The sequence below is a fragment of the Rhodanobacter sp. FW510-R10 genome (assembly GCF_058781105.1).
In genome coordinates this window covers 1735793-1761479 of sequence record NZ_JBYSWL010000001.1, presented here as the reverse complement: position 1 = coordinate 1761479, position 25687 = coordinate 1735793, and the positions used below count along the sequence as shown (strand labels likewise).

30 protein-coding genes are annotated in these 25687 nt (G+C 65.2%); 16 read left to right on the top strand and 14 right to left on the bottom strand.

Features of this window, described 5'->3' with window-relative positions:
- Positions 1-25: 25 nt before the first annotated feature.
- The 8 genes from AC3WJB_RS07570 to AC3WJB_RS07535 all read right to left on the bottom strand — a co-directional run bounded on the left by AC3WJB_RS07570 (position 26) and on the right by AC3WJB_RS07535 (position 3531).
- The gene (locus AC3WJB_RS07570) at positions 26-283 is read right to left on the bottom strand and encodes a hypothetical protein (RefSeq protein ID WP_492680237.1); all 258 of its coding nucleotides are present in this window, start codon (positions 281-283) and stop codon (positions 26-28) included.
- 159 nt (positions 284-442) lie between these two features.
- Complete coding sequence (locus tag AC3WJB_RS07565) at positions 443-745, bottom strand: addiction module antidote protein (protein WP_492680235.1); 303 nt, start codon at positions 743-745, stop codon at positions 443-445.
- Positions 746-837: 92 nt separating this feature from the next.
- Entirely contained in the window at positions 838-1044 is a 207-nt protein-coding gene (locus AC3WJB_RS07560) for a type II toxin-antitoxin system RelE/ParE family toxin (RefSeq protein WP_492680233.1), read from the bottom strand.
- 74 nt (positions 1045-1118) lie between these two features.
- A complete protein-coding gene (locus AC3WJB_RS07555; RefSeq protein ID WP_492680231.1) occupies positions 1119-1556 on the bottom strand; it encodes a hypothetical protein in 438 nt (145 codons plus the stop codon).
- A 113-nt stretch (positions 1557-1669) separates the two neighbouring features.
- A complete protein-coding gene (locus tag AC3WJB_RS07550) occupies positions 1670-1966 on the bottom strand; it encodes a type II toxin-antitoxin system RelE/ParE family toxin (protein ID WP_492680229.1) in 297 nt (98 codons plus the stop codon).
- The gene (locus AC3WJB_RS07545) at positions 1963-2175 is read right to left on the bottom strand and encodes an addiction module protein (protein WP_492680227.1); all 213 of its coding nucleotides are present in this window, start codon (positions 2173-2175) and stop codon (positions 1963-1965) included. The genes AC3WJB_RS07550 and AC3WJB_RS07545 overlap by 4 nt, the downstream gene beginning before the upstream one ends.
- A gap of 243 nt (positions 2176-2418) precedes the next feature.
- Positions 2419-3105, bottom strand: a complete 687-nt coding sequence (locus AC3WJB_RS07540) for a nucleotidyl transferase AbiEii/AbiGii toxin family protein (protein WP_492680225.1) — start codon at positions 3103-3105, stop codon at positions 2419-2421.
- A 171-nt stretch (positions 3106-3276) separates the two neighbouring features.
- Positions 3277-3531: a hypothetical protein gene (locus AC3WJB_RS07535; protein ID WP_492680223.1), complete on the bottom strand. Its 255-nt coding sequence runs from the start codon at positions 3529-3531 to the stop codon at positions 3277-3279.
- Between the two features lie 460 nt (positions 3532-3991).
- On the opposite strand from AC3WJB_RS07535, the gene AC3WJB_RS07530 reads away from it, so the two are divergent.
- The 7 genes from AC3WJB_RS07530 to AC3WJB_RS07500 all read left to right on the top strand — a co-directional run bounded on the left by AC3WJB_RS07530 (position 3992) and on the right by AC3WJB_RS07500 (position 9675).
- On the top strand, positions 3992-5152 hold the full coding sequence (locus AC3WJB_RS07530; protein ID WP_492680221.1) for a tetratricopeptide repeat protein: 1161 nt from the start codon (positions 3992-3994) through the stop codon (positions 5150-5152).
- A 655-nt stretch (positions 5153-5807) separates the two neighbouring features.
- Positions 5808-6056 carry an AbrB/MazE/SpoVT family DNA-binding domain-containing protein gene (locus AC3WJB_RS07525; RefSeq protein WP_492680219.1) on the top strand — a complete coding sequence of 83 codons (249 nt, stop codon included), beginning with the start codon at positions 5808-5810 and terminating at the stop codon, positions 6054-6056.
- A complete protein-coding gene (locus AC3WJB_RS07520; protein ID WP_492680217.1) occupies positions 6053-6439 on the top strand; it encodes a type II toxin-antitoxin system VapC family toxin in 387 nt (128 codons plus the stop codon). The genes AC3WJB_RS07525 and AC3WJB_RS07520 overlap by 4 nt, the downstream gene beginning before the upstream one ends.
- A gap of 42 nt (positions 6440-6481) precedes the next feature.
- Positions 6482-7573 (top strand): UDP-galactopyranose mutase, encoded by a 1092-nt coding sequence (gene glf / locus AC3WJB_RS07515; protein ID WP_492680215.1) that lies wholly within the window; start codon positions 6482-6484, stop codon positions 7571-7573.
- A 304-nt stretch (positions 7574-7877) separates the two neighbouring features.
- Positions 7878-8144 (top strand): AbrB/MazE/SpoVT family DNA-binding domain-containing protein, encoded by a 267-nt coding sequence (locus AC3WJB_RS07510; protein WP_492680213.1) that lies wholly within the window; start codon positions 7878-7880, stop codon positions 8142-8144.
- The gene (locus tag AC3WJB_RS07505) at positions 8141-8548 is read left to right on the top strand and encodes a type II toxin-antitoxin system VapC family toxin (protein WP_492680211.1); all 408 of its coding nucleotides are present in this window, start codon (positions 8141-8143) and stop codon (positions 8546-8548) included. Before AC3WJB_RS07510 ends, AC3WJB_RS07505 begins: the two co-directional genes overlap by 4 nt.
- 2 nt (positions 8549-8550) lie before the next feature.
- Entirely contained in the window at positions 8551-9675 is a 1125-nt protein-coding gene (locus tag AC3WJB_RS07500) for a glycosyltransferase family 4 protein (RefSeq protein ID WP_492680209.1), read from the top strand.
- Between the two features lie 75 nt (positions 9676-9750).
- On the opposite strand, the gene AC3WJB_RS07495 is transcribed toward AC3WJB_RS07500, so the two are convergent.
- Complete coding sequence (locus tag AC3WJB_RS07495) at positions 9751-11112, bottom strand: glycosyltransferase family 4 protein (RefSeq protein ID WP_492680207.1); 1362 nt, start codon at positions 11110-11112, stop codon at positions 9751-9753.
- Positions 11113-11233: 121 nt separating this feature from the next.
- Complete coding sequence (locus tag AC3WJB_RS07490) at positions 11234-12088, bottom strand: glycosyltransferase family 2 protein (protein WP_492680205.1); 855 nt, start codon at positions 12086-12088, stop codon at positions 11234-11236.
- Positions 12089-12822: 734 nt separating this feature from the next.
- Here AC3WJB_RS07490 and pilB point away from each other — a divergent pair.
- From pilB to coaE, 4 genes are all read left to right on the top strand, one after another.
- On the top strand, positions 12823-14556 hold the full coding sequence (pilB, locus tag AC3WJB_RS07485; protein WP_492680203.1) for a type IV-A pilus assembly ATPase PilB: 1734 nt from the start codon (positions 12823-12825) through the stop codon (positions 14554-14556).
- 139 nt (positions 14557-14695) lie between these two features.
- Entirely contained in the window at positions 14696-15964 is a 1269-nt protein-coding gene (locus AC3WJB_RS07480; RefSeq protein WP_492680201.1) for a type II secretion system F family protein, read from the top strand.
- A 45-nt stretch (positions 15965-16009) separates the two neighbouring features.
- Positions 16010-16867 carry a prepilin peptidase gene (locus AC3WJB_RS07475; protein ID WP_492680199.1) on the top strand — a complete coding sequence of 286 codons (858 nt, stop codon included), beginning with the start codon at positions 16010-16012 and terminating at the stop codon, positions 16865-16867.
- The gene (gene coaE / locus AC3WJB_RS07470) at positions 16864-17502 is read left to right on the top strand and encodes a dephospho-CoA kinase (protein ID WP_492680197.1); all 639 of its coding nucleotides are present in this window, start codon (positions 16864-16866) and stop codon (positions 17500-17502) included. The genes AC3WJB_RS07475 and coaE overlap by 4 nt, the downstream gene beginning before the upstream one ends.
- Positions 17503-17820: 318 nt before the next feature.
- Here coaE and AC3WJB_RS07465 read toward each other — a convergent pair whose 3' ends face one another.
- The 4 genes from AC3WJB_RS07465 to AC3WJB_RS07450 form a co-directional block, all read right to left on the bottom strand.
- Positions 17821-18309: a dihydrofolate reductase gene (locus tag AC3WJB_RS07465; protein WP_492680195.1), complete on the bottom strand. Its 489-nt coding sequence runs from the start codon at positions 18307-18309 to the stop codon at positions 17821-17823.
- A 69-nt stretch (positions 18310-18378) separates the two neighbouring features.
- Positions 18379-19173, bottom strand: a complete 795-nt coding sequence (locus AC3WJB_RS07460; RefSeq protein ID WP_492680193.1) for a thymidylate synthase — start codon at positions 19171-19173, stop codon at positions 18379-18381.
- Between the two features lie 3 nt (positions 19174-19176).
- On the bottom strand, positions 19177-20067 hold the full coding sequence (lgt, locus tag AC3WJB_RS07455) for a prolipoprotein diacylglyceryl transferase (RefSeq protein WP_492680191.1): 891 nt from the start codon (positions 20065-20067) through the stop codon (positions 19177-19179).
- 91 nt (positions 20068-20158) lie between these two features.
- Positions 20159-20518, bottom strand: a complete 360-nt coding sequence (locus tag AC3WJB_RS07450; protein WP_492680189.1) for a diacylglycerol kinase — start codon at positions 20516-20518, stop codon at positions 20159-20161.
- A 114-nt stretch (positions 20519-20632) separates the two neighbouring features.
- On the opposite strand from AC3WJB_RS07450, the gene AC3WJB_RS07445 reads away from it, so the two are divergent.
- The 5 genes from AC3WJB_RS07445 to AC3WJB_RS07425 all read left to right on the top strand — a co-directional run bounded on the left by AC3WJB_RS07445 (position 20633) and on the right by AC3WJB_RS07425 (position 25683).
- Entirely contained in the window at positions 20633-21910 is a 1278-nt protein-coding gene (locus tag AC3WJB_RS07445) for an ATP-binding protein (protein ID WP_492680187.1), read from the top strand.
- Between the two features lie 90 nt (positions 21911-22000).
- The gene (locus AC3WJB_RS07440; protein ID WP_492680185.1) at positions 22001-22585 is read left to right on the top strand and encodes a response regulator transcription factor; all 585 of its coding nucleotides are present in this window, start codon (positions 22001-22003) and stop codon (positions 22583-22585) included.
- Positions 22586-22904: 319 nt separating this feature from the next.
- Positions 22905-24077 carry a sialidase family protein gene (locus tag AC3WJB_RS07435; RefSeq protein WP_492680183.1) on the top strand — a complete coding sequence of 391 codons (1173 nt, stop codon included), beginning with the start codon at positions 22905-22907 and terminating at the stop codon, positions 24075-24077.
- The gene (locus AC3WJB_RS07430; protein ID WP_492680181.1) at positions 24074-24658 is read left to right on the top strand and encodes a thioredoxin domain-containing protein; all 585 of its coding nucleotides are present in this window, start codon (positions 24074-24076) and stop codon (positions 24656-24658) included. Before AC3WJB_RS07435 ends, AC3WJB_RS07430 begins: the two co-directional genes overlap by 4 nt.
- 278 nt (positions 24659-24936) lie before the next feature.
- Positions 24937-25683 (top strand): hypothetical protein, encoded by a 747-nt coding sequence (locus AC3WJB_RS07425; RefSeq protein WP_492680179.1) that lies wholly within the window; start codon positions 24937-24939, stop codon positions 25681-25683.
- Positions 25684-25687: the final 4 nt, after the last annotated feature.

Genomic DNA, 25687 nt, shown 5'->3' with positions numbered 1-25687 from the left:
AGGTGAACTTGCTCGTTTTCGCCTCTCACACGAACGCAGCCAGCTTCCCAGCCGAAGCCTCCAGACCTCGCAGGATGGGGTCACTCACGCTAGCCGGAAATTCACCTGGCAGCGCTGCGTTCGCTGCCGCCACGACCTTGGGCGTGGCTTCGACCAGATCGCCGATGATCGTCCTGGCCGCGTCCCGGTCGATGCCGCAGATCCGCGCGGTGGACAACCAATGCCTCGGTTGGATGTCCTGCCACTTGTAGTGACGGTTGCCGGACAGCAGGGCCATCGCCATTTTGGCTTTCTCTGGCGCCAGCCCAAAGTAAAGGGACGGAGGCAATTAAATCTCGTTGCCAGACTTGCGACGTGACCCAACCAAGCATCCAGGCAACGGCCGCACCTCGCAAACCCAGGGATTGATTGCTTCCGTCCCCTTATTACGAGCCAGGCCCTTTCAAGCCGGTACGGCAGTCAACTTCACGCCCAGCGCCGCCATGACGCGCTGAATCGTATCGAACCGCGGCTGCGCATCCGGCCGCAGGGCCTTGTAGAGCGCTTCGCGGGTGATGCCGGAATCCTCGGCAATCTTTGCCATGCCACGCGCGCGGGCCACATCGCCCAACGCCGCGGCAAGAAACGCCGGGTTGTTCTCCTCGATCACGAGCGTGAGGTACTCGGCAATGGCTTGCCCGCTGTCCAGATGCTCGGCCATGTCGAAGGTCTTCAGGCTGGCGATACGGATCTTTTTCTTGGTCATGCTTCAGTCCTCCAACATGGCGGCGAGTTTTCGGGCGGCGGCGATATCTGCTGCCTGCGTGCGCTTGGTGCCGCCACCCAGCATCACGACAATCACCGGTCCGCGCTGAATGCGTACGTGCGCCAGCCTGCGCCAAAGTGTTCACGTAGTTCACTCACGCCTGCGCCGACCGGCTCTGCGTCACCCCAGATGCCCAGCGAAAGCTTGCGCGGCCGGGTTTGCAGGCGCCGTCGGGTCGTGCCGTCCCTGAGCCCGTCGATCCACACGGTGAACTCGACCGTCTGCTTGATCGTGAACATGATCCGATTGTAATCGTCCGATTACAGCGGCACAAGCAAGTTCGCCGGTCACGAAAGTAAAGGGACAGCAATATCTACGGGTCGCGGTTCCCTCTCGCCCCGGGCGATTTGCCGGTCGCGCCGATGCATTCCAGGCGTCGGAAGCGCAGCGCCGACCAGTCTTCGTCGATGGCGACCGCGCGTACCGTGTCGAAGCCCAGGCTTCTCAGGACGTCCCAACCGGTGTCGCGATTGAATGCGCACCGGTATCTCTTGGATGAGCCCTTCGGGTAGGCGAACCAGAGCAACGGGTCGCCGGGCGCCTTCTTCACCAGGGCGTGGGCCAGCCTGTCCACTTCGGCCTGCTCGGTGGCGAACGCCAGGGCAAAGTGGATGACCTCGAGGTCCTGGGCCTTGCGCAACACGCGGACATGGGTGAGCGCCGCCAAGGCCGGTTCGAAGGATGCGGGAGCGTTGATGACCAGGATCTCGCGCTGGTCCTTGAAATTCAGCTTTTCGAAGACGGTTGGCATGTTGAGTCCCGATCCGGTTTTCCGATTGCATACCGAAGAGCATCGCCCGCCGACGGGCTCCTACAAAAGGGCGCGAACGCGCGCAACGGCTGAGCGCACGGGCTGACGATCGGTTACGTTCTTTGCTTCCACCGCCGTGGACTGCGACTGCCGTGCAAGACAGCAATGACAACGACCTTGCTGTCTTGCACGCGATAGAACACGCCGAATGGGAAACGGAGTGTCAAAGCACGGTGTGTATCGCGGTGAAGGGTCGGGTACAAAGCAGGTTGGGCGGAGATTTTGCTGAAAGTCCGCATGACTTCGTCAAGGAAATCGTTGCCCAATCCCGACCGTTGCTGCTCGTACCAATCCGCCGCTTCTTCGATGTCCTGCTCCGCTTCGGGTCGGACCCGGAGTTGAGGCGTCATAAACGCCTGCGGATTTCGGCCAGTACCACGTCGGCGGGACGCCCAGCATCGCCATCCAGCTCGTAGGCATCCAGGCGCCGATCCAGCTCTTCGCGCTGCTCATCCGTGAGGGGCAGGGCTTTCTGGTCAGAAGCAATGCTGTCCCAGAGCTCTTCAACCAGGTGAAGACGCTGCGCAACGGGTAGATCACGTAAGGTGGTGATGTTCATAGCCGCCTCCTGCTACTGATAAGTCTACTGGAGAGATGTCGGGGACAACGTTCTCGTCATCGACAAGCGACTCCGGCCTTCGCGGGCTGCCCAAGACATTGGACTCCGGCTTTCGGTGATTTTGCCGCACGGCGAACAGGGCGCCTGACTACGTCGTCCTCACCGGCCGACATCTACCGCCTGTAACGCAAGATCTGGCTCCATCTTGGCTGCCTTGCTGGCCGCACAGCCCTCGTGGTTCGCTCATCGAGACACAGCACCGGAAGTTGGGATGCGCGGCAGGTCCCGCACGACGCTCACGGACTTCACCAACCGGGCCTTTTCGTCATCGGACAGGCTTTGCAGGTCGCCACCCTCGAAATAGACCAGCGCCTTGCGGCACTCGCTTGGCTGGAAAGCGTTGCCATACAGCGCCACGGCAGCCGCCAGGCCGGTGGCGAGGTCTGAACCCGCGGCCAGCAGTGCGGCGATGTCGCGGTAGTCCTTGGCTTCGACGCGTTGCAACAAGACCTTGAGTTTGGTCGCCAGCAGGTCCTCGCGGGAAGCGACCTGCAAGACACTGTCTGCGGTCGTGTCGGGTGCACCGACGCGGCCGAAGCCCATGCCACCGAAGAAGGACAGCTTGACGGTCGCCCCATCCGGACCTCCGTCAGGAACCAGCAGGCTCCAGGTTTCGGGCGCGTCCTGGATGGTGGCCGCAATGGCCATGAACGGCAGCGCGATGCGCAGTGCGCCGTGGTCAAGCGCCCGGTCACTGAAAAAATCGAAATCGACCGACGTGCGATGCTCAAGCCGCAATGCGATGGCGGTGCCGCCGTAGAGCACGAAACCAAGCTGGTAAGTCGGTGCGAGCTGTCGCCACAGTCGCCGTTGCGGCGCGGGCAGGCTTTCCGTTCGTGGCGTGAAAGTCCGCGCCGGAACCTCACTCATGCGGTTTTCCGCACCGGCATGGGGGGACCCGATCGGTCTCCACGTGACCTAGGGAAGCTCTGAACAATTCGCTCTTGATCGTCATTCCCGCGAAAGCGGGAATCCAGTGCCTTTGATTTCAACAACTTAACCTCACTGGATCCCCGCTTTCGCGGGGATGACGGCAATTATTCAGACCTTCCCGAGACGGTAGTGCCAGTAGGCCCACGAGCGAGCGCTGAACTGGCCGGCCTCAGCGTAGACCAGTACGTCGCGCAGCGTGTCGTCGCCAACCTGTGCAGCCAACATCTGCACATCGTCCCAGGTTCCGAGGTCCATGACCTGGGCCATGACGCGTTGCGGCTGCTCGAGTGCCTCGTCGGGGCGTTTCCACCAGACGTACTTGCTGGCGAGCGCTGCGAGCAATGGCTGGTACTCGTTTCGCATGTGCGTATTGTATCGCACGCCCCCACGGGGCCAGCAAAAAGGTGGTCAGGACGAAACGGTGTCTTGGTCATCACCCGTCCGGCTTCGGCTGGCGCCCTGCATGGCGCCCGAGGACAGCACGCGCTGGCCTTGCGTGCGGGGGACGGCACGCGCCAGCGCGGCCGCCACATCGGCTGCGGCGATGGCGCGCCAGGCGCGCGGGATGCAGTCGAATGTCAACTATGAGAAATACTTTTGACAACTAGCCAGGGTGTGGGAGGCAAAGCAGATGGACGTGGGCTGGTTCCTGGTTCCTCACCCCTTCGCGGCGCGCACCCGCGCACATTAGGGAAGCTCTGAACAATTCGCTCTTGATCGTCATTCCCGCGAGGCGCCCTTCAACAGCCGAAGCGGTAAGATGACAGTGCAGCGGGCCATTGGATGCCCGCACCGCGGATGCAGGCTCGCTGCGGAGGCGGAGGTGAAATCCTTCGTTCTGCTCCTGTGGGCCGGTGTCACGTCGCTGGCCATTGCCTTGACCGCTTGCGCGCCTGCCTCGACGACCCGACCGGGCGACGTCGCGCCGCTGTTCCACGACGCGTTGTTCAAGCGGCCCGCCGCACCGGTCAACAGCGCGGCGATTTTTGCCCTCGACGCCCCCATGCGGCGCTTCCTTGCCGAGAAGATCACGCCGCAAACGGGCGAGAGGGATCCGCGCCGCGCGCTGCTCGACGCACTGGCGGACGAGCTGCGGCTGGACTACGACGCGCAGGAGACGCGCACCGCGTCGCAAGCCTTCGCGGCCCGGGAAGGCAACTGCCTGTCCCTGGTCATCATGGCCGCCGCGTTCGCCAGGCAAGTCGGGATACGGGTGACCTTCCAGGAGGTGTATGGGTTCGATACCTGGGAGCGGCGCGAGGGCCTGTCCTTCCTCAGCCAGCACGTCAACCTCGTGCTCGGCAAACCCCAATCGCGGCTCTGGGTGGAGTCAGGTGCGTGGACGCCGATGATCGTCGACTTCGTGCCGCCCAGGAAGGTGGCGAGCGCGGTGACCAAGCCGATCTCCGAGCAGACCATTGTCGCGATGTACATGAACAACCGCGCGGCCGAAACGCTGGCCGCCGGGGAGGCAAACCGCGCCTACTGGTTCGCGCGTGCGGCGCTCAAGGCCGACCCGACGTTCACGTCTGCCGCCAACACGCTGGCGGTCATTTATTGGAATCTCGGACACAAGGCACTGTCGGAGGAGGCACTGCGCTTCACGCTCGCGCGTGAACCCGGCAACGTGCCGGCGCTGACCAACCTGCTGCAGGTGCTCGACGCCGAAGGTCGTACTGCGGAGGCGCAGTCGGTGGCGAAAGAACTGGCCGAGGCCCAACGCTATCCGCCGTTTTATTTCTATGACCGCGGCATGCAGGCGCTGGACGCGCAGGACTTCGCGGATGCGGCGCGCCAATTCAAGAAGGACTTGTCCCGGCGCCCCTATGACAGCCAGTCGCACTTTGGGCTCGCCATGGCCGCGATGCACCTGGGTGACCTGCCGCAGGCGCGCAAGGAACTGCAAGTGGCGATCAAGAACGCCACCACGGATGATCAGCGGACGCTGTATGCAGCCAAGCTGCGGGAGCTGAAGGCCTCCTGACGCGCGCTGCGCCGCGGCGCAGCGCCAACCAGCCACAAAAGGCATGGGATGGGACCGGACGTCCGTGTGTCGTAAAGCGCCTCCCGCGTTCGCGCACTTCCGTCCGGAACGTTTCGAGAAAGCTCTCGCCACCCACGTCTCATCATTCATTCCCGCGCCCCTCCCACTCGTCATTCCCGCTTACGCGCACTGCTGTCCGGAACGTTTTCGGAACCGCCTTTGCTTCATCTACGGTATCGTGCCAGGACGCCGAAACCCTACCTGGCGTCATTCCCGCGCAAGCGGGAATCCAGTGCCTTGGCTGTCACGGGCACCCAAAGGCACTGGATCCCCGCTTTCGCGGGGATGACGGTGGAGGGTGAGGTCCCGGCAAGGTGGCAGGGTGAGCCGGTATTTTTTGAGTCGACGTTGCGCGCGACAGACGCCCAGTCTTGCACCGCAACGTCTTCGGTGTCGCGGCACGAATTTATTCCGGACAGCAGTGCGCGCAAGCGGGAATCCAGTGATTTTTCGCTTCCCGGACCCGCCGGCTCCAGGGGCAAGAGCCTGGTTAACCGGACGGTCGTCTGTTGTAAAGCGTCGAGCTTTGGTCGAATTGACAATGGTGAGCGCGCATGGTCGAATTTGTGCTGATGACAGATCCGTAAACATTGACATGAGCGAACACACCATCCAACTCGGCAAGGAGGGCCGCATCCTGATACCGGCGGCAATCCGCAACCAATTGGGCATGCAAGCGGGCGAGCCACTGACCTTGTCGGTGGTGGACGGCGAAGTGCGCATCGCACGGCGGGTCGAAGCCGTCCGGCGCATGCAGCAGCGCCTCGCACACCTGCGCGATCCGGACCGGCCGGTCGTCGACGAGCTGCTGCGCGAGCGGCGCGCGGAAGGCTCCAAGGAATGAGCGTGCTCGTCTACGACGCGTCGGCATTGCTGGCGGTCGTTTTTGCCGAAGCCGGCGCCGACGCCGTCATCCGGCACCTGGGACAACCGGGCGGAGAGATCAGTGCCGTCAACTGGTCCGAGATCGGCGCCAAACTGGTGGAACGCGGGCTGCCAGCGGGCGAGCTGGATCGTGAACTTGCAACCTTCGGGCTGGACGTCGTCGCCTTCGACGGGGCCCAGGCGAGTGCGGCAGCAGCGCTGCGCGCCTCCACGCGCAAACTGGGACTGTCCCTCGGCGACCGCTGTTGCCTTGCGCTGGCACAGATGCGTGGCGCCCGCGTGGTCACTGCCGACAGCGCATGGCGGGACCTGCCCGGCTTCGACATCATTGCCGTGCGCTAAGCGCGTGCCACCCGCTGCCTCCTTGGATGGAATGAAGATCGCATGACCGCCACCACCCTCATCGTCGGCGCCGGCTACGCCGGCAGCGTCATGGCGCGCGAGCTGGCCGATGCCGGCCGGCGGGTGCTGGTCATCGACAAGCGCCCGCACATCGCCGGCAATGCCTACGACGAGCTGGATGCCCACGGTGTGCTGGTGCACCGCTATGGGCCGCATATTTTCCACACCAATGGCCAGCGCATCTTCGAATGGCTGTCGCGGTTCACGCAATGGCGACCGTACGAGCATCGCGTACGCAGCGTGGTGGATGGAGTGGCCTATCCCTTCCCGATCAACCGCGACACCCTGAGCCGGCTGTACAGGCTGGAGCTCGATGAGGCCGGGGCGGCGGCGTTCTTCGAGCGCGTGCGCGAGCCGCGCGAGCCCGCGCTGACCAGCGAGGACGTGGTGCTGAACTCGGTCGGGCGCGACCTGTACGAGAAGTTCTTCCTCAACTACACGCGCAAGCAGTGGGGGCTGGATCCGTCGCAGCTGAAGGCCGGCGTGGCGGCGCGCATCCCGGTGCGCACGAACACCGACGACCGCTATTTCACGGACACCTGGCAGGCCATGCCGCTGCACGGCTACACGCAGATGTTCGAGGCCATGCTGGACCATCCGCTCATCAGCGTGGAGCTCGGCGTGGACTTTGCCGACGTGCGCCGGCGCGGCGGCTCCGGGTACGTGGTCTACACCGGGCCGATCGATGCGTATTTCGACCACCGCTACGGCCGCCTGCCCTACCGCTCGCTGCGCTTCGAGCACGAGCACCTGGCCGGCATCGCGCAGTACCAGGAAACCGGCACGGTGAACTACCCCAACGACCATGCGTACACGCGCATCACCGAGTTCAAGCACCTGACCGGCCAGCAGCACGCCGGCACCTCGATCGTGCGCGAATACCCGCAGGCCGAGGGCGACCCGTACTATCCAGTGCCGCGCGCGGAGAACGAGGCCTTGTTCAAGCGCTACGAGGCCTTGGCACGGCAGGAAGCCGGCGTGACCTTCGTCGGCCGCCTGGCGCAATACCGCTACTACAACATGGACCAGGTCGTCGGCGCCGCCCTGGTCGCCGCCAAGCACCTGCTCGCCTGAGCTTCACCCGCGCGCCTTCCTCTGTTTTCCGGCGGGATGGGAAATAGGCGGCGCTGCTACTTTTCCCTCCTCCCGAAGGCTGTGGAAAAAACAGCGCCGAGGAGGTGTCCACCTGTTTGCACTTAAAAAGTGCTGCGACAGCCACTGAGGCCCCGCTTCAGAAATGGTGACAGGGACAATGGCTCTTGGCGACAGGCGCGCCTGCACGAGCGAAAAGTCCCTGGCACTAGGATGCGGCGTCGATTGCCCGGCAACACCATGGGTATTACCATGTCAAGTGAAGGTAATACCAGGAGACGCCAACGTGACATCGACGCTCACCAGCAAGGGCCAGGTCACCGTGCCCAAGAAGATCCGCGACTACCTTGGCTTGCAGCCGGGCTCGGCCGTGGCTTTTTCCTTGGGTCCCGAGGGCGAAGTGCTGGTACAGGCTGCGGAAATCACGCCGCTGCGCCACAAGGGGCGACTACGGAAGCTTCGCGGCACACTGGCTACGGGCAAAAGCACGGATGAGCTGATGCGCCTGTTGCGTGGCTATGACACCGACGCACGCGATCCCGGCTTGAAATGATCCTGGTAGACACCTGTGTTCTGCTCGACGTGGTGCAGGACGATCCGCACTGGGGCGACTGGTCGCAGTCGCAGCTTGAACACGCACTCGGGCACGGCGGCCTGGCGATCGACCCGGTCGTCTATGCCGAGTTTTCGGTGTGGTATGACGACATGGCACGGCTGGAGCAAGCCCTGGAAGCGTTTGGCGTAGTCTTCGAAGACCTGCCACGCGAAGCGCTGTTCCTCGCTGGCAAAGCATTCCTCCAGTATCGTGCGCGGCGGGGAACCCGCACCAACGTGCTGCCGGATTTCTTCATTGGTGCGCACGCCGCCGTGTGCGACATGCCGATACTGACCCGCGACACGGCTCGTTTCCGCACCTATTTTCCCGGCGTCGCCCTGTTGGCGCCTCGGCAACTCTGAGCATGCGCATCGCCTTCCTGTGCAAACGCCGCTACATGGGCAAGGACGTGATCCTTGACCGCTATGCGCGCCTGTACGAAATCCCGTACCAGCTGGCACGGTTGGGCCACGTGGTACGCGGGTTCTGCCTGAGCTACCAGGGTGATGCGGACGGCGTTTGGGCGCACGAGGCGCCACCGGGGCAGCTCACCTGGGAATCACGCTCGCTGGGGCGCTCGGTGCTGCCGGCGCTCGCCACCTATCCGCAGCACCTGCTGCACCAGCTGCGCGCCTTTGCGCCCGACGTGTTGATTGGCGCCTCGGACATCCCGCACGTCGTGCTCGGCGCATGGCTGGCCCGGCGCCTGCACCTGCCGTACGCGGCGGACCTGTACGACAACTTCGAGGGCTTCGGCCAGGCGCGTATTCCCGGCATGGTGCCGCTGCTACGCCGTGCCGTGCGCGGCGCCGACCTGGTCACCACCACCAGCGAACCGCTACGCGAACTCGTCGTCGACACCTACCGCGCCCGCGGCCATGTGGTTGCCATGCCCAGCACCGTCGACAAGGCGGTGTTCCGCCCACTGGACAAGCAAGCATGCAGGGCCGCTCTTGAGCTGCCGGCCAATGCCCGATTGATCGGAACCGCTGGTGGGCTGTATCGCAACAAAGGCATAGGTACGTTGTACGCGGCGTGGCCACGTCTGGCGGCAGCGCATCCAGGGTTACACCTGGTCCTGGCTGGTCCCGTCGAAGCTGCGACACCACACCCGGAAGGGCCTCGCGTGCACTACCTGGGCGCCCTGCCGCATACTCGCATGGCTGAGTTGTTCAACGCCATCGACGTGGGCGTGATGTGCATCCCGGATACTCCGTTCGGACGCTACTGCTTCCCACAGAAGGCCTACGAGATGCTGGCATGCGGATTGCCGATAGTGGCGGCCGACACCGGCGCCATGCGTGCGTTGTTGGCACGGACCCCAACATGCCTCTACGCCATGGACGATGCCAACAGCCTGGCCGAGAAGGTATCCGGGCAACTTGCCTCACCCTGCACGCCTGACGTTCCCATTGACGATTGGGCGACGCTTCTTGCCGACATCGAACCGCGACTGAGGCAACTTGTAACGTCCCATGCAGAATCATGACCGGGCAGGCGTGGTCGACTCCGACAGCTGAAATGAGCCGCGCTTGTGTGACGCGCCGCCCAGCACCAGCCGGGTTCAGATCAGCTGCGCAGCTATCCGCTTCCCAAATTCAGACCACGCGAATTGGCGCACAAAGGTAAGGCAACTTGGCTGCATCGTCTCCCGCTGCCTGATGGCCTCCTCGATGGAACCGGCGAAAGCCACGTAGTCGCCGGGGGCGACAAGAAACCCGGACTCACCTTCGGATACGGCATCCACTACACCTCCGGTGGCGAAGGCAACGGTGGGCAGCCCATGCGCGGCAGCCTCGACGGCAACCATGCCGAAACCCTCCGGATCGCCAGGGATTTCGCGCACAGGAAAGACGTGGACATCCGCGGCACGATATACCGCTCCGAGCTCGGCATAATCGGTGATCACCCCCAGGAACTTGATGTTGCGACCAACGCCCACGCCATCAGCGGCAGCCTGGATGCTGGACGGCGATTGCGCCTCGGCATGCAGGGCTTGGAAGGGAGCGTCGCCGACGATCAGCAAAAGCGTATCGGGATGCGCTGCGACGAGACGTGGCAAGGCGCGCATGACAAATTCGCGCAAGCCCTTGCGCGCAGAAAGGCGTCCGACGGAAAGCAGCAACGGGCCATCCCCAAGCTCGTGTCGCTCACGTAAGACGCGGGACGATGCGTCGTAGCCTCGTCCCTTGGCGCCGGCGTCGCCGGCTACCGACGGTTCGAAGTCGGTAGCCGGGACAGCCACGGCCATTGCCTTCGGCAGGTCGACGCCCGGATGCACAATGCCGACGCGCGCAGGGTCGACGCCGATACCGCGGCACAATTCCTCGGTGGCACGGCTGTTGGCGATAACGCGATCCATGCAACGGATCGCCGGTAACCATAGCGCGCGATAGATGACATGCTTTACTGCAACGTCGAGGCCGTGTACATAAACGGCCGTGCGCGCCTCGCAGACACGGGCCGCACTGCGTGCGAGCGGCGCAGTCAGGCCGCTGCCGGCCAACACGATATCGGGACGCCATGCCCGCGCTTCGCGCCGCGCCAGCGCGCGCGCGCGCAGCAGGAATCGCCACAAGGGCTTCAGCGGCACCTCGCGCACCTCGATACCAGCTGGTGCCAGCACCTTCGATCCTTCAGGTCCCACCACCCGCACCTCGGCCACCTTGGCCAACTCCTCGGCCATATGCCAGTTCAGCCGCTCCATTCCCCCCACCAGTGGCGGCAAATTGCGTGTCACGAGGAGAATGCGGCTCATACCAGGTTGGTGCCGATGCCGCAATCGTTGACCAGCTTCCGCCCGTGTCCGCTCGCCACAGAAGCTCCACATCGAACTGGCGCAAGGCGCGATCCGTTCGACCGCCTCCTGGCAGCGCAGGCGAAAGTCGAACGGATCGCGGTACGGTTGTGGGTAGCTGCCCGCCATCAAGGCACGGACATGGGGAATGTGCAGGATGGCTGCGCCCAGGGGCGCCTGGCGACATCGTCGAAATCGTCGATCAGGACCTCCGCCCCGGAGAGCTTGCCAAGGCGGAACCAGAATCCCGTCAGACATCATGGCGGTAGGTCAAGGCGGTGATCTGCTCGGAGATCAGGCCAATCAGGAAGACGATCACGGCGGCACTCCACAGCAGGGTGCTCATGTTGGTCAGGCGGCCGGTGTGGATGAAGGTCCAGGCGTAGTTGGCGCAGCCCATCAGGAAGAACACCGCGCTGGCAGGCACGAACAGCTTCAGCGGCGAATACAGGGTCGCGATCTTGAAGATGATCAGCAGGAAACGCAGGCCGTCGCGCACCGGCCGGATGTGGCTCTTGCCGACGCGCGGCGCGGCCTTGATCGGCAGGTAGGCAACAGCGTAGGCGCTGCGGAAGAAGGCCATGGTGCTGGTGGTCGGATAGCTGAAGCCGTTCGGCAGCAGATACAGGAACTCGCAGAACTTGTCCGCGCGCACGGCGCGGAAGCCGGAGGTGAGGTCGGCAACCTGGTGTCCGGTCATGCGCGTGGCGATCCAGTTGTACAGGCCGTTGGCGACGCCGCGCCCGACGCCGGCCTGGCTGCCCCAGTCGCGGGCGCCAACGACCATGTCGTAGCCGTGGTCGAGTGTCTCCAGCAGGCGCGCGACATCCACTGGATCATGCTGCCCATCGCCGTCCATGAACACGAAAACGTCGCCGGTCGCCGCGCGTGCGCCGCGCTTGATTGCCGCGCCATTGCCCATGGAATAGGGCGAGGACAGGCAGCTGACACGGTGGTTGGCGCAAATTCGCCGGGTATCGTCGGTGGAACCGTCGTCGACCACGATGATCTCCGCCTCGGGCTGGGCGGCGCGCAGCGTCGGCAGCAGCGTGGCGAGTGCCGCTGCCTCGTTCATGGCGGGGAGGATAATGCTCAGGCGATTCAATGGCCGACCCCTGGATGGAAGCCGAATCATAACGTGAAGGCGAAAACGCGGCGGCATGGGCGCCCTCTCCGCTGGCTCCGCCGGAGAAAAGAGCCAGGGTGAAGGCGCGTGTTGGCTTTGGTTCTTCAGTATGGATGTCGGTAAGGCGGAGCTCGACTTTCACTCCCAACCCCTTCCCCCAACGGTGAAGCCATCAGGAGAGCGGAGGGCCGGCTGCGCGGGAGTGACGTTGCCACTCCCTTGCCGTCACACACTGACAAAATTTTGTCGGCCCCGCGCCTTCTTGACGCTCTTCGCCGCCGGATACCAGGCCGTCACGCCTACACCCGGCCACCCCGCTCCTGGCAGCACGGGCCTTCTGTTGCGTGGATCGCGCTGCCCGGCAGGCGAAGGCGCTCCGCCGGCAAAGGCGTTGGATGACCCGCTTCAGTGCCGTAAAGCGCGTCCGGTGGCGCGCGGATGGTGGAGAATCGGCCATGCGGCTTGATTTTTGCTTCATCTTGATTCCTGTCCTTGTGCGGAAGGTCTTCACCAGCCGCCATGACGCTTCCCGGAGTACCGGATACCGGCTTGCCACACGGAAAAACCTCGCCGCGCCGCGTACAACGTGCCCCGCGTCCGGGCACTGGCGCTGCAGCAATGTGCAATGCATCACATTGGTGGTGCATCGGACCCAGACACCGGATGACCTCACGTTCAAACTCAGTTAGATTCAGCAACATGCGGAGCACACCTTGAACCAGTTCACGGCAACGCAAATATCTCCACCCGCAGCCGGACTGCCGGGACTGGCGCGCCGCTTGGTGGCCGAAGGTGTCCTGGGCGAAGCCGAAGTGCGCAAGGCTGTGACCGACAGCACGACGGACAAGTCCACGCTCATGGAATGGCTGCTCGACCACAACCTGGTCGACAGCGCCGAACTGACCCAGATCGCGTCGGTGGAATTCGGCATACCGCTGATGGACGTCACGGCGCTGAATCCGGCGCTGATGCCATTGTCGACCCTGAGTGAGTCGCTGATCTCCAAGCACCAGGCCTTGCCGCTGTATGTACGCGGCAAGCGCCTGTTCGTCGGCGTCTTTGACCCCACCCGCTCGCACGCGCTGGATGAGATCCGCTTCAACTCGAACTGCGCGGTGGAAACGGTGCTGGTCGAGCGTGGCGTCCTGCAGCGCGCCATCGACAACGCGCTGTCGGTGGTGCGCAACGACTCCCCGGCGCTCGGCGCCGAGGACCTCAACAACCTCGAGCTCGACAACACCGACCAGGAGGCCGAGGCCACCGGCATCGACGCCGCTGGCATCGACGACGCGCCGATCGTGCGCTTCGTCAACGGCGTGCTCGTGGAGGCAATCCGACGCGGCGCCTCGGATATCCACTTCGAACCATTCGAAGCCCAATACCGCGTGCGCATGCGCCTCGACGGCATCCTGCGCTCCATGGCCAGCCCGCCGGCACGCATGGCCCCGCGCATCGGCGCGCGCCTCAAGGTGATGGCACAACTCGACATTGCTGAAAAGCGCGTGCCCCAGGACGGGCGCATCAAGCTCAACCTGTCCAAGACGCGCTCGGTCGACTTCCGCGTCAGCTCGCTGCCCACCCTGTTTGGCGAGAAGATCGTGCTGCGTATCCTGGACGGCTCGTCCGCCAAGCTTGGCATCGAAAAACTCGGCTATGAACCGGACCAGCAGAAGCTCTACGTCGACGCGATCCACCAGCCGTATGGCCTGGTGCTGGTGACCGGCCCCACGGGCTCGGGCAAGACCGTATCGCTGTATACCGCGCTGAACATGCTCAACACCGAGGAGCGCAACATCTCCACGGTGGAGGACCCGGTGGAAATCCGCGTCGACGGCATCAATCAGGTGCAGCAGAACGAGAAGCGCGGCATGACCTTCGCGCGCGCGCTGCGCGCCTTCCTGCGCCAGGACCCGGACGTGATCATGGTCGGCGAAATCCGTGACACGGAAACTGCCGAGATTGCGATCAAGGCGGCGCAGACCGGGCACATGGTGCTGTCCACCCTGCACACCAACGACGCGCCGCAGACCGTGGCGCGCCTGATGAAGATGGGCATTGCCTCGTACAACATCACCTCGTCGGTGAGCCTGATCGTGGCCCAGCGCCTCGCGCGCCGCCTGCACGAATGCAAGAAACCGCAGCACCTGCCGCCCGAGGCGCTGCTGAAGATCGGCTTCAGCCAGGCCGACATCGATGAAGGCTTCACCCTGTACGAAGCGGTCGGCTGCTCGGCGTGCAATGATGGCTACAAGGGACGCGTGGGGATCTACCAGGTGATGCCCATGCTCGAGGAAATCCAGCGCGTGATCCTGAAAGGTGGCGACGCGCTGGAGATCTCCGAGGTGGCGCGCGCGGCGGGCATACGCGATCTGCGCGAATCGGCACTACGCAAGGTCAAGCAGGGTGTCACCAGCTTGACCGAGATCAACCGCGTCATCACGGAATGAGGCGCGACCGGAGCCACTGACCGCCCGGCCTGCCGGTCGTGGCCGCTTGGTGGCACGGGGACAGCAAAAGCTGCACCAGCGTCCGCGCGGGCGTAGTCGAGGGGAGACGCGCGGCGGGCATTCAAGAGGTACACATCGCATGGCGATCGCTACAGCACGTACAAGCAATACCCGGGCGGTCGGCGCCAAGCGCGCCGAGGTCAGCCGGCTGACCACCTATGATTGGGTGGCGTTGGACAAGCGCGGCAAGCGCATGAAGGGCGACATGCCGGCGAAGAACGCCTCGCTGGTCAAGGCCGAATTGCGCCGCCAAGGCATGAACCCGCAAACCGTGCGTGAGCGCTCCAAGCCCCTGTTCGGCGCCACCGGCAGCACGGTCAAGCCGGCCGATGTGGCGGTGTTCAGTCGCCAGATCGCCACCATGATGGCTTCCGGCGTGCCCATGGTGCAGGCCTTCGACATCATTGCCGACGGCCAGAAGAACATCCGCTTCAAGAACATGCTGGTCGACATCAAGCAGAACATCGAGGGTGGCTCCTCGCTGCACGAGGCGCTGGGCCGCTACCCGGTGCAGTTCGACGAGCTGTATTGCAACCTCGTGCATGCCGGCGAGACCTCCGGCGTGCTGGACACCGTGCTGGACACCGTGGCCACCTACAAGGAGCGCACCGAGGCGATCAAGAAGAAGATCAAGAAGGCCTTGTTCTATCCGATGATGGTGCTGGCGGTGGTGTTCCTGGTCATCCTGATCATGCTGCTGTTCGTGGTGCCGGTGTTTTCCAAGACGTTCCAGGATGCCGGCGCGGCGCTGCCGGCGCCGACGCAATTGCTCGTGAACGCCTCGCAGTTCATGCAAAGCTACTGGTGGATCGTGATCGGCGTCATCGTCGCCGGCATCGCCGCCTTCATCTATTTCAAGAAGCGCTCGCTGAAATTCGCGCATTTCCTGGACCGCACGGCGTTGCGCATGCCGGTCATGGGCGGCATCGTGCGCAACTCCGCCATTGCGCGTTTCGCCCGCACCCTCGGCGTGACGTTCCACGCCGGCGTGCCGTTGGTGGAAGCGCTGGACGCCGTGGCCGGCGCCACCGGCAACACGGTCTACGGCGATGCCGTGCACCAGATGCGCGAGGACATCTCGGTCGGCCACCAGCTCCAGCTGGCAATGCGACAGACCGCGCTGTTCCCGAACATGGTGGTGCAGATGACCAAGATCGGCGAGGAATCCGGCTCGCTGGACAGCATGCTGTTCAAGGTGGCTGAGTTCTTCGAGGAAGAAGTGAGCAACGCCGTGGACACCCTCTCCACCTTGCTTGAACCGATCATCATGGTGGTGCTGGGCACCATCGTCGGCGGCATGGTGGTTGCGTTGTACCTGCCCATCTTCAAGCTCGCCGGCACCTTCTGACGTGAAGCCCCTCCCCCACCGGGGGAGGGGTTATAAGGTTCGCACATGCCTGAACTTCCGCTCGCCGCATGGATCGCCCTGGCCGGTGTGTTCGGCCTGCTGATCGGCAGTTTCCTCAATGTGGTGATTCTGCGCGTGCCGACACGCATGGCAGCCGCGTGGCAGCGCGAGGCGCGCGAGCTGTTGCAACTGGAGCCGGACGACGCGCCGCTGCCACCTGGCATCGTGCGCGAGCCATCGCATTGCCCGCACTGCCAGCACCGCCTGTCGGCGCTGGACAACATCCCGCTGCTGAGCTGGATCATGTTGCGCGGGCGTTGCCGCTACTGCGGCACGCGCATCTCCGTGCAATACCCGCTGGTGGAGTTGCTGTGCGGCGTGCTCAGCGCCATCGTGGTATGGAAATTTGGGCCTACTTGGGCGGCGGCCGGTGCACTGGCGCTGACCTGGACGCTCATCGCCTGCGCCGGCATCGACGTGCGCACCCAGTTGCTGCCGGACCAGCTGACCTTGCCGCTGCTGTGGCTCGGCTTGATCCTGGCGTCGGTTCCGCTCTTCGTCGACGCGCCGGCGGCTATCCTTGGCGCGGCCATCGGCTACCTCAGCCTGTGGGCCGTGTATTGGCTGTTCAAGCTGCTGACCGGCAAGGAAGGCATGGGCTATGGTGATTTCAAGCTGCTGGCCGCGCTCGGCGCCTGGATGGGGCCGCTCGCCTTGCTGCCGGTGATCCTGCTGTCCTCGCTGATTGGCGCCCTGGTCGGCGGCGGCATGATCCTGGCACGCCGGCATCAGGCCCAGATTCCCATGCCGTTCGGCCCTTTCCTCGCCGCCGCCGGCTGGGTGTGGCTGGTGGCCGGCGACGTGCTGCTGCGCGGCTATCTGCGGCTCGCCGGGCTAGCATGAGCGGGCCGGCGCTGATCGTCGGCCTGACGGGCGGTATTGCCGCAGGCAAGAGTGCGGTCGCCAGGCACTTTGCTGCCCTCGGCGTACCGGTGCACGACGCCGACGTGGCCGCGCGCGAAGTGATCGCGCCAGGCAGCGCCGGCCTGCAGGAGATCATCGAGCACTTCGGCGCTGGCGCGCTGGACGCCACAGGCAACCTCGACCGCGGCGCGATGCGCGAGCGCGTGTTTGCCGACCCGTCGGCGCGCCGGGTGCTGGAATCCATCATCCACCCACGCGTCCGGCAGTGGCTGCTCGAACGCACGCGGGCGACCGCCGCCAGCTACGGCGTGCTGGCCATCCCGCTGCTGGTGGAGCACCTGCCGGACTACCACTGGATCGACCGCATCCTGGTCGTCGACGCCCCCGAGGCGTTGCGCATGGAACGCCTCCTCGTGCGCGACCGGATCGACACGGAACTCGCACGGCGCATGCTGGCGCAGCAAGTCGGCCGCACCGAGCGCCTGGCCGTCGCCGACGACGTCCTCGACAACAGCGAGGGCGAAGCCGACCTGGCCGGGAAGGTGGCAGCGCTGCATGAGCGCTACCTCGCGCTGGCGGAAGGGCGGCCGCCCCGCCGTCATCCCCGCAGGTAGCCTCACACCAGCAACGACGGTCAGGCGGGAATCCAGCCCCCGTCCCCATTCCTGCAGATCCTCACTCGTCATTCCCGCGACCCTTCACTCGTCATTCCCGCGACCCTTCACTCGTCATTCCCGCGAAAGCGGGAATCCAGTGGCATCGAAAGGCCCTGGACTCCCGCTTTCGCGGGAATGACGAAGACGGAGTGTCGAAAGGCCCCGGATTCCCGCCTACGCGGGAATGACGAAGACGGAGTGTCGAAAGGCCCTGGATTCCCGCCTACGCGGGAATGACGAGGTTGGGCAATGACGGGGGCGAGGCTTTGCCGGGGGTCATGTCTTGCGCAGGTATTCGACCGTGTCAAAGGCGTGGGCATGGCGCGCGTCGGCCGGGTGATGCACGCGGCTCAGCTCGGCCCAATCGCGGAACGCCACGTTGGGGAAAAACCGATCCGCGCTCTCGATCACCGTTGCCACCCAGGTCAGGTACATGCGCCTGGCGCGCGGCAAGGCTTCGGCAAATACCATCGCGCCGCCAATCACCATCAAGTCAATGTCTTCTTCGCCGCCCATCGCCTCATCCAGCGAGCGCACGGTGCGTTGCCCGGGGTACGGCGCCTCGTGCCGCCGGGTGAGCACGATGTTCACCCGATCCGGCAGGGCACGTCCAATGGACAGGGCGGTGTTGTAGCCCATGAGCACGGGCTTGCCGAGCGTGAGCTCCTTGAACCTGCGCAGATCGTCAGGCAGGTGCCACGGCAGCTGGTTGCCATGCCCAATGGCGTAGTTCTGGTCGAGCGCCGCGATCAGCGAAATGGCCATGGATACTCCACTCAAGGAACGGACTCACACGATACTATGGACGCTGCACCCGCGGCAGCAGGACGACGGCTATACGGCCACCGGCGCCTTGATGGCAGGGTAAGGATCGTAACCATCGAGCGTCACATCCGCGTAGCGGAAATCCAGCACCGAGCGCACCTCCGGGTTCAGGCGCAGGCGCGGCAAGGGCCGCGGCGTGCGCCGCAATTGCTCGCGCGCCTGCTCCAGGTGATTGTCGTACAGGTGGACGTCCCCGAGCGTGTGCACAAAGTCACCGACACCCAAGCCACATTCCTGCGCCACCATATGCGTGAGCAAGGCGTAGCTTGCGATGTTGAACGGCACGCCGAGGAAGATGTCGGCCGAACGCTGGTAGAGCTGGCAGCTCAGCCGGCCCCCGGCAACGTAGAACTGGAACAACGCATGGCAGGGCTGCAGCGCCATCTGCGCGAGCTCGCCGACGTTCCAGGCGCTGACCACCAGGCGCCGCGAATCCGGATTGCGCTTGATCTCGGCCAGCACCCAGGCCAGCTGGTCGATGCTCGTGCCGTCGGCCGTGGCCCAGGCACGCCACTGGCGGCCATAGATCGGGCCCAGTTCACCGTCCGCATCGGCCCACTCGTCCCAGATGCCGACGCCATTCGCCTTGAGGTAAGCGATGTTGGTGTCGCCGCGCAGGAACCACAGCAACTCGTGCACGATGGACTTCCAGTGCAGCTTCTTCGTCGTCAGCAACGGGAACCCGGCTTCGAGGTCGAAGCGTAGCTGGCGGCCAAACAGGCTGTGCGTGCCGGTGCCGGTGCGATCGCCCTTCGGGTTGCCGTGCTCCAGCACCTCACGCAGCAAGTCGAGATAGACGCGCATGCCTCAGCGCTCCACGCCGGCCTTGGCCAGCGGCAGGGTCGGCGCGCGCCGCGACAGCCAGATCAGCCACACGCCAATCACCACCAGGGGCAAGGATTGCAGCTGCCCCATGGTGACCCAGCCAAACGCCAGGTAGCCGAGCTGCGGGTCCGGCAGGCGCACGAACTCGATCGCAATGCGGAAACATCCGTATAGCAGCGCAAACAATCCCGACACCAGGTAGCGCGGCCGTGGCCGCAGCGACACCAGCCACAGCACCGCGAACAGCACCAGTCCCTCGAGCAGCATCTCGTACAGCTCCGAAGGCTGCCGCACCAGGCCACCGAGTTCCTGCATTTGCGGCACCAGCGCCGGATGGCTGGCGACGTAGGCCAGGTCATCGGCATGCGCATTCGGGTAGACCATGCCCCACGGCAAATTGGTGGGCTTGCCCCACAGCTCGCCATTGATGAAATTGCCGAGCCGGCCCAGGCCGAGCCCCAGCGGCACCAGCGGCGCGACGAAATCGATGGTGTCGAAGAAATGCAGCTGCTGCCGGCGCGACCAGTACCAGCCGGCGGCCAGCACGCCGAGCAGGCCACCATGGAAGCTCATGCCGCCATCCCACACCTTGAACAACGCCAGCGGCTCATGCCAGATCCAGCTCGGGCCGCCGGCGTAGTAGAACAGCATGTACCACACGCGACCGCCGACGATGACCCCCAACATGCCGTAGAACAGCAGGTCGCTCAACGCTTCGCGGCCCACTGGCAGACGCCCTCGGCGGCGCCGGTACTCCCCCAGCACGGCCACCAGGAAGAATGCCAGCAGGTACATCAAACCATACCAATGCACCTGAACCGGGCCGAGGTGGAACGCCACGGGATCGATGTGGACGACAAAGGGATGGCTCATTGCAACAAGCTCTGCGGTGGGCAAAGGGGGCAGTTTAGCGGGTAACGTAAAAGGGACGGGGCCGTATGTTGCTACTTGCAGGGCCGTCCCTTCACCCCTTTACTAGCACCCAGCTCAGCACGACCAGCAGCATCAGCACGAAGACCGCAGCCGACCCCAGGTCCTTGGCGCGCCCGGCCAGCTCGTTATGTCCGGGGCTGACCAGGTCCACGATCGCCTCCACTGCCGAATTGATCAGCTCGGCGGCCAGGACCAGCACCACGGGCACGACCAAGGCCAATTTTTCCAACGCGCCATCGCCAAGCCACAGTCCGGCGGGAATCAAGATGATCGCCAAGATCACCTCGAGCCGGAACGAAGCCTCGTGGCGCCAGGCTGCGCGCAGACCGCGCAGGGACCAGCATAGAGCGCCCCACACCTGGCGCGGCCCACGGAACCCTGTTGCCGACATGTGCTCGCCCCTTCTTGCGACGAATGGCCGTAAAGGGGATGGGTTGCAAATAGCAACTCACAGCCCCGCCCTCTTTACCCCTTTACCCTTTACCTTTGCCGCTAAAGTATACGCATGACTCCCGCCTTCGCACGGCAGCATTCCGGCCCGTTTGCGCTGGCCCAGGCTCTCGCCTGGCTGCGCCTGTGCGCCATCGCCGGCCAGACGGCGACGGTGATGTTCTGTGCTGCCTGGCTGGGGCTCGAGCTGCCCCTGCTGGCCTTGCTCGCCGGCATTGGGTTGCTGGCGGTATTTGCCGTCTTTGCCGCGTGGCGCCTGCGCCGGCCTTGGCCATTGCGCGAATGGGAAACGATCGTCCATATCGGCGTGGATACCGCGGTGCTCGGCTACCTGCTGTACCTGACCGGCGGCGCAAGCAATCCGTTCATCACCTTGTTGTTGATTCCTATCGCCCTGAGCGCCGCGGCGCTCCCGGTACGCGCGATCCTGCTGGTGTGCGCGCTGGTCGGCTTTGCCTACCTGGTGCTGCTGCATTGGTACCTGCCGCTGCCGGTGCCGCTGCACGTCGCGTTCGCCGGCCGCTACACGCTGCATATCGTCGGCATGGGCGTGAACTTCGTGATCACCGCCGTGCTGCTCGGTTTCTTCATCAACCGGCTGGCGCACGCCCTGCGCGTGCAACAAACCGAAGTACAGCGCGTGCGCGAACGTGCGCTGCGCGACGAGGGCATCCTGGCCATTGCCACGCAGGCCGCCGGGGCGGCGCACGAGCTCAACACGCCGCTATCGACCATGCGCACCTTGCTGCCCGAACTGTGCCGCGAGCGGGCCGGTGACGCGGCCCTGGTCGAGGATCTCAAGCTGCTCTCCGGCCAGGTCGAGCGCTGCCGTACCATCCTGCGCGAGATGGTGGCCTTCGGCAAAGCGCAACTCTCGCAGGTCCCGCAGCAGCTCAGTACCCAGGACTTCATCCACAGTTGTGTGGAGCGCTTCCAGCTGCTGCGCCCCGACGCCGCGCTGACCGTGAACCTCGAACCCGAGACCGCAAACCTGGTACTGCGCGTCCCGCCTGGCTTGCGTCACGCGCTGATCAATCTGCTCAACAACGCCGTCGATGCTTCCGGCAGCCGCAACTCCAACGTGGTGATCCTCGAAGTGTCGCGCGACCACGCCTGGCTCCAGTTGTGCGTGCGCGACCAAGGTCCCGGCTTCGGCCAAAGCATGGCACCGACGCGGCTTGGGCACTCGCGCAAACAAGCCGGGCTTGGGCTTGGACTGGCGCTCGCCGAAGCCACAGCGGAGCGGCTCAACGGCGAGCTGGTGACCGACGACACCGCGCAAGGCGCCGAAGTCTGCCTGCGTCTGCCCATGCTGGCAGTTGCCGCGCCATGATGGACACCTGCGTCCCGCCTGCCAGCCCATTACAGTGGTGCAACGCCCCCAGGCGAACACCAAGCCTGTCGAATCCAAGGATGCCTTGCAATGACTGATACGCCATCTGCTCCGTCCACGCGCCCGCTGTTGCTGGTCGACGACGACGAGACCTTCGTCCGCGTGCTGACCCGCGCGTTGACCTCGCGCGGCTTCGAGGTGGTCAGCGCCAGCAGCTTTGCCGAGGCCCGTGCGCTCGCCCGCCGCACCCATCCGCGCTACTGCGTGCTGGACTTGAAACTGGGCGAGGAGAACGGCCTGGCGCTGATTCCTGATCTGCGCAACCTGGTGCCTGACCTGAGTATCCTGCTGCTGACCGGCTACGCTTCGATCGCCACGGCCGTCGAAGCCATCAAGCGCGGCGCCCACGATTACCTGGCCAAGCCGGTGGATGCCGACGCCATCGTCCGCGCGTTGCTGGACGACGAGGACGACAATCCCGACCTCGACCCACCCGACGCGCCGGAGCAGCCGCTCGCCTTACGCCGTATCGAGTGGGAACACATCCAGCGCGTGCTCACCGAGTGCGACGGCAACATCTCCGCCACCGCGCGCCGGCTTGGCATGCATCGCCGCACGCTGCAGCGCAAGTTGAACAAACATCCCGTGCGCGAGCGCCCGGACAACGACGACTGACCCCGGTTTACGGGCATCAGCGGCCTACAGGTGACTCCCCACGGTCGCAAACGGACTTCTACAACCAGACGCTCCGACGTTACTGGCCGTCACTGGCGCGGAACCAAAGCGGCGCCGCTTGCATCCGATGTTGTGCCGCGGCAGCGTAACCAGAGTTGCGACGCTGGCCCGATGCGCTTGCGGCAATCTGCCGCCTGCCCGGGTCTGCGCTGGCGCCTATGCTGTCCAACCGCGCGAACCACACCGGCGACGCCAGCGTACTGCGACAACCCACAACACCCTGCACTCCCAATCCATCCACCCGAGGTAACACGACACCATGCGGCAGCTGTTGATCATCCTGCTGTGCCTGCTCGCCAGTACGGCGCTGGCGCACGAGGGCATGCAAATGCAGATGGGCAAGAACCACGCGCCGGCACTCGGCGCCAGCGCCGCCTTCGACAGCCATGGTCGGCTCTGGGTGGTCGACGCCGTGAATGGCCATGTCCGCGTCCGTACGTCCACCGACGACGGTGCCACGCTCGGGCCACCGGTCATCGTCAACCCGACGCCGGAGCGCATTTACGACGAGGGCGAGAACCGACCCAAGATCGCCTTCGGGCCACACGACGAGATCTACGTGAGCTGGTCGCAGCCACGCGCCAAGCTCTACACCGGCTTCGTGCGCTTTTCGCGGTCGCTCGACCACGGCGCCCACTTCAGCGCGCCGCTGACCGTGCAGCACGACCGCGCCGAAATCACCCACCGCTTCGATGCGCTGGCGGTCGACAGCCGGGGCCGCATCGTCATCGCCTGGATCGACAAGCGCGACCAGGAAGCTGCCAAGGCACATGGACAGCCCTATCTTGGCGCGGCGATCTACTACACCTGGTCGACCGATGATGGCGCCAGCTTTGTCGCCGACCACAAACTGCTCGACCAGAGCTGCGAGTGCTGCCGCATCGCGCTCGCTCGTGCGCCGGACGGCAGCGTCGCCGCGTTCTTCCGCAATATCCGCGGCGACAACATCCGCGACCACGCCTATGCCGTGCTGCGCACCAACGGCAACGCCAGCAAGATCGAACAAGCCACGTTTGACGGCTGGCACATCGCCGCCTGCCCGCACCACGGGCCAGGCTTGGCGATCGGCAGCGACGGCATCCGCCACGCGGTATGGTTCGAGGCCAACGGCAAGCCGACCATCTGGTACGGCCAGCTCGATCCGGGGCATGCGCCACGGCATACCCTGGAAGTCGGCAACGCCGGCGCCAGCCACGCCGACGTCGCCGTCAGCGGACACACGGTGTGGATTGCCTGGAACCAGGTGGGCGCGGATGGCTACGCCCTGATGCTGCGCCGTTCCGACGACGACGGCCTGCACTTCGACGCGCCGCGCGCGATCGCGCGCAGCGCCAAGGCCGTGGGCTCGCCGCAATTGCTGGTCAAGGACGGCAAGGCGTTCGCGGCCTGGAACAGCATGGACGGCTTCCGCCTGGTCCCGGCCGCGCCATGAGACGCATGCCAATCGTGATTGCCGCCGTGCTGGCGTGCTGGGCTTGTTCCGGCACGGCATGGCCGGTTGCATCTGACGTCCGACTCGCCAGGCCCCCCGCGACAGCGGCCCAGGCAGCCACGGACAACGCACCGTCGTCGCAGGCATTGAAGAAAGGCGTGCCGGCGCAACCAGCCGCGGGCCTCCGCTCGCTCGGCGCCAGTGGCGTCGCGGCGTTGATCGCGCCACCGGCCCATGGCGCGCGCCTCCTCGCCCTGTGGGCACTCGACTGCGCCTATTGCGAACCCAACCTGGAGGCATTGGCCACGCTGCAGCGCGCGCATCCCGGCGATTTCGAGCTGGTCACCGTGGCCACCGATCCCGTCGCCGAGCGCGCGGCGATCATGGCGCGGCTGCGCAAGGCGAACGTCGCCAACTATCCCGCCTACGCCTACACCGAGGCCACGCCGGAGCGCCTGAATTTCCTGCTCGATCCGCAATGGGGTGGCGAGACCCCTCGCGTGCTGCTCATCCGCGCCGACGGCAGCCGCCGCGGCATCAGCGGCGAACTCACTCCTGCGCAACTGCAAAAGCTGCGCTAGGCGAGCTTTCGCGGTACCGCTGCCGGACTGCAAAGCCTTCCGTGCGATCTTCTATGCACCCTACGGGGCTGTGGGCACCCCGCGTAATCCGACACAGTCCCGCCAATTCCGGGCAGTGTTCCGGCACCCTGGGGCGATACCGTGGATGAGGCAAAGGCGATTCCGGAAACGTTCCGGACAGGAGCGCGCGAACGCGGTAAGGACGGAAATAAGGTGCTGTCAACCGAGGGGAAGGCTCGCGCGTATAAGGGTGTTGAACCGGCGATTCCGATCCGACCGTGCATGGTCCCGCCTCTCCCTTTCCGTCAAGTTCGATCCTGCGACGCGGCGCGCTGCTGGTTGTCTGCGGCTTCGCGCTCGCCGCGGCACCGGCGCAGGCGGCCACGCCCGACTTCTCCGGCGCGTGGCGCCTGGACGATCAGCACAGCGCCAACGCCGCCACGCTCACCACCCTGCTGCGCACCGAAGCGCGCCGCGAGCAGCCCGCGGCGCGGCTGCCGGCTGACCGCACCACTGCGTCGTCCGGCACGAGCGCGCATGCGGGCCTTTACGGCGGCGGCATGGGCGGCCATCACATGGGTGGTGGCGGGATAGGGCATGGCGGGATGGGCGGCGAAAGCCACGGCCGTCATCGCGGTGGCGACTCCGCCAGCCAGAAGCCGGATTCCGGCCAGGCCGCGCAAGCGCAAACCCGGTTCGCCCTGCCGCCTCTGCTACAGCGGGACTCGGTGCTGCTGGTGCAGGAACGAGCGCAGTCCGTTGAGGTCCAGCTCGACAACGGCGAACGGCTCGACGTCCGGCTCGACGGCCACGCCCGGCAATCGCTCGACGGCGACGCCATGGTGGAAGGCCAGGCCGAGCCGAACGCAGTGCACATCACCATCCGCTACGCCGGGGGTGGCGAGCTGCAACAGGATTGGGTGCGCTCCGCCGACGGCCAGCACCTGACCCTCGACTGCACCTGGAAGCCGCCCTCGATGCAAAAGCCCGTGCATTTCCAGCGCAGCTACCTTGCCGTGGGCTGAGCCG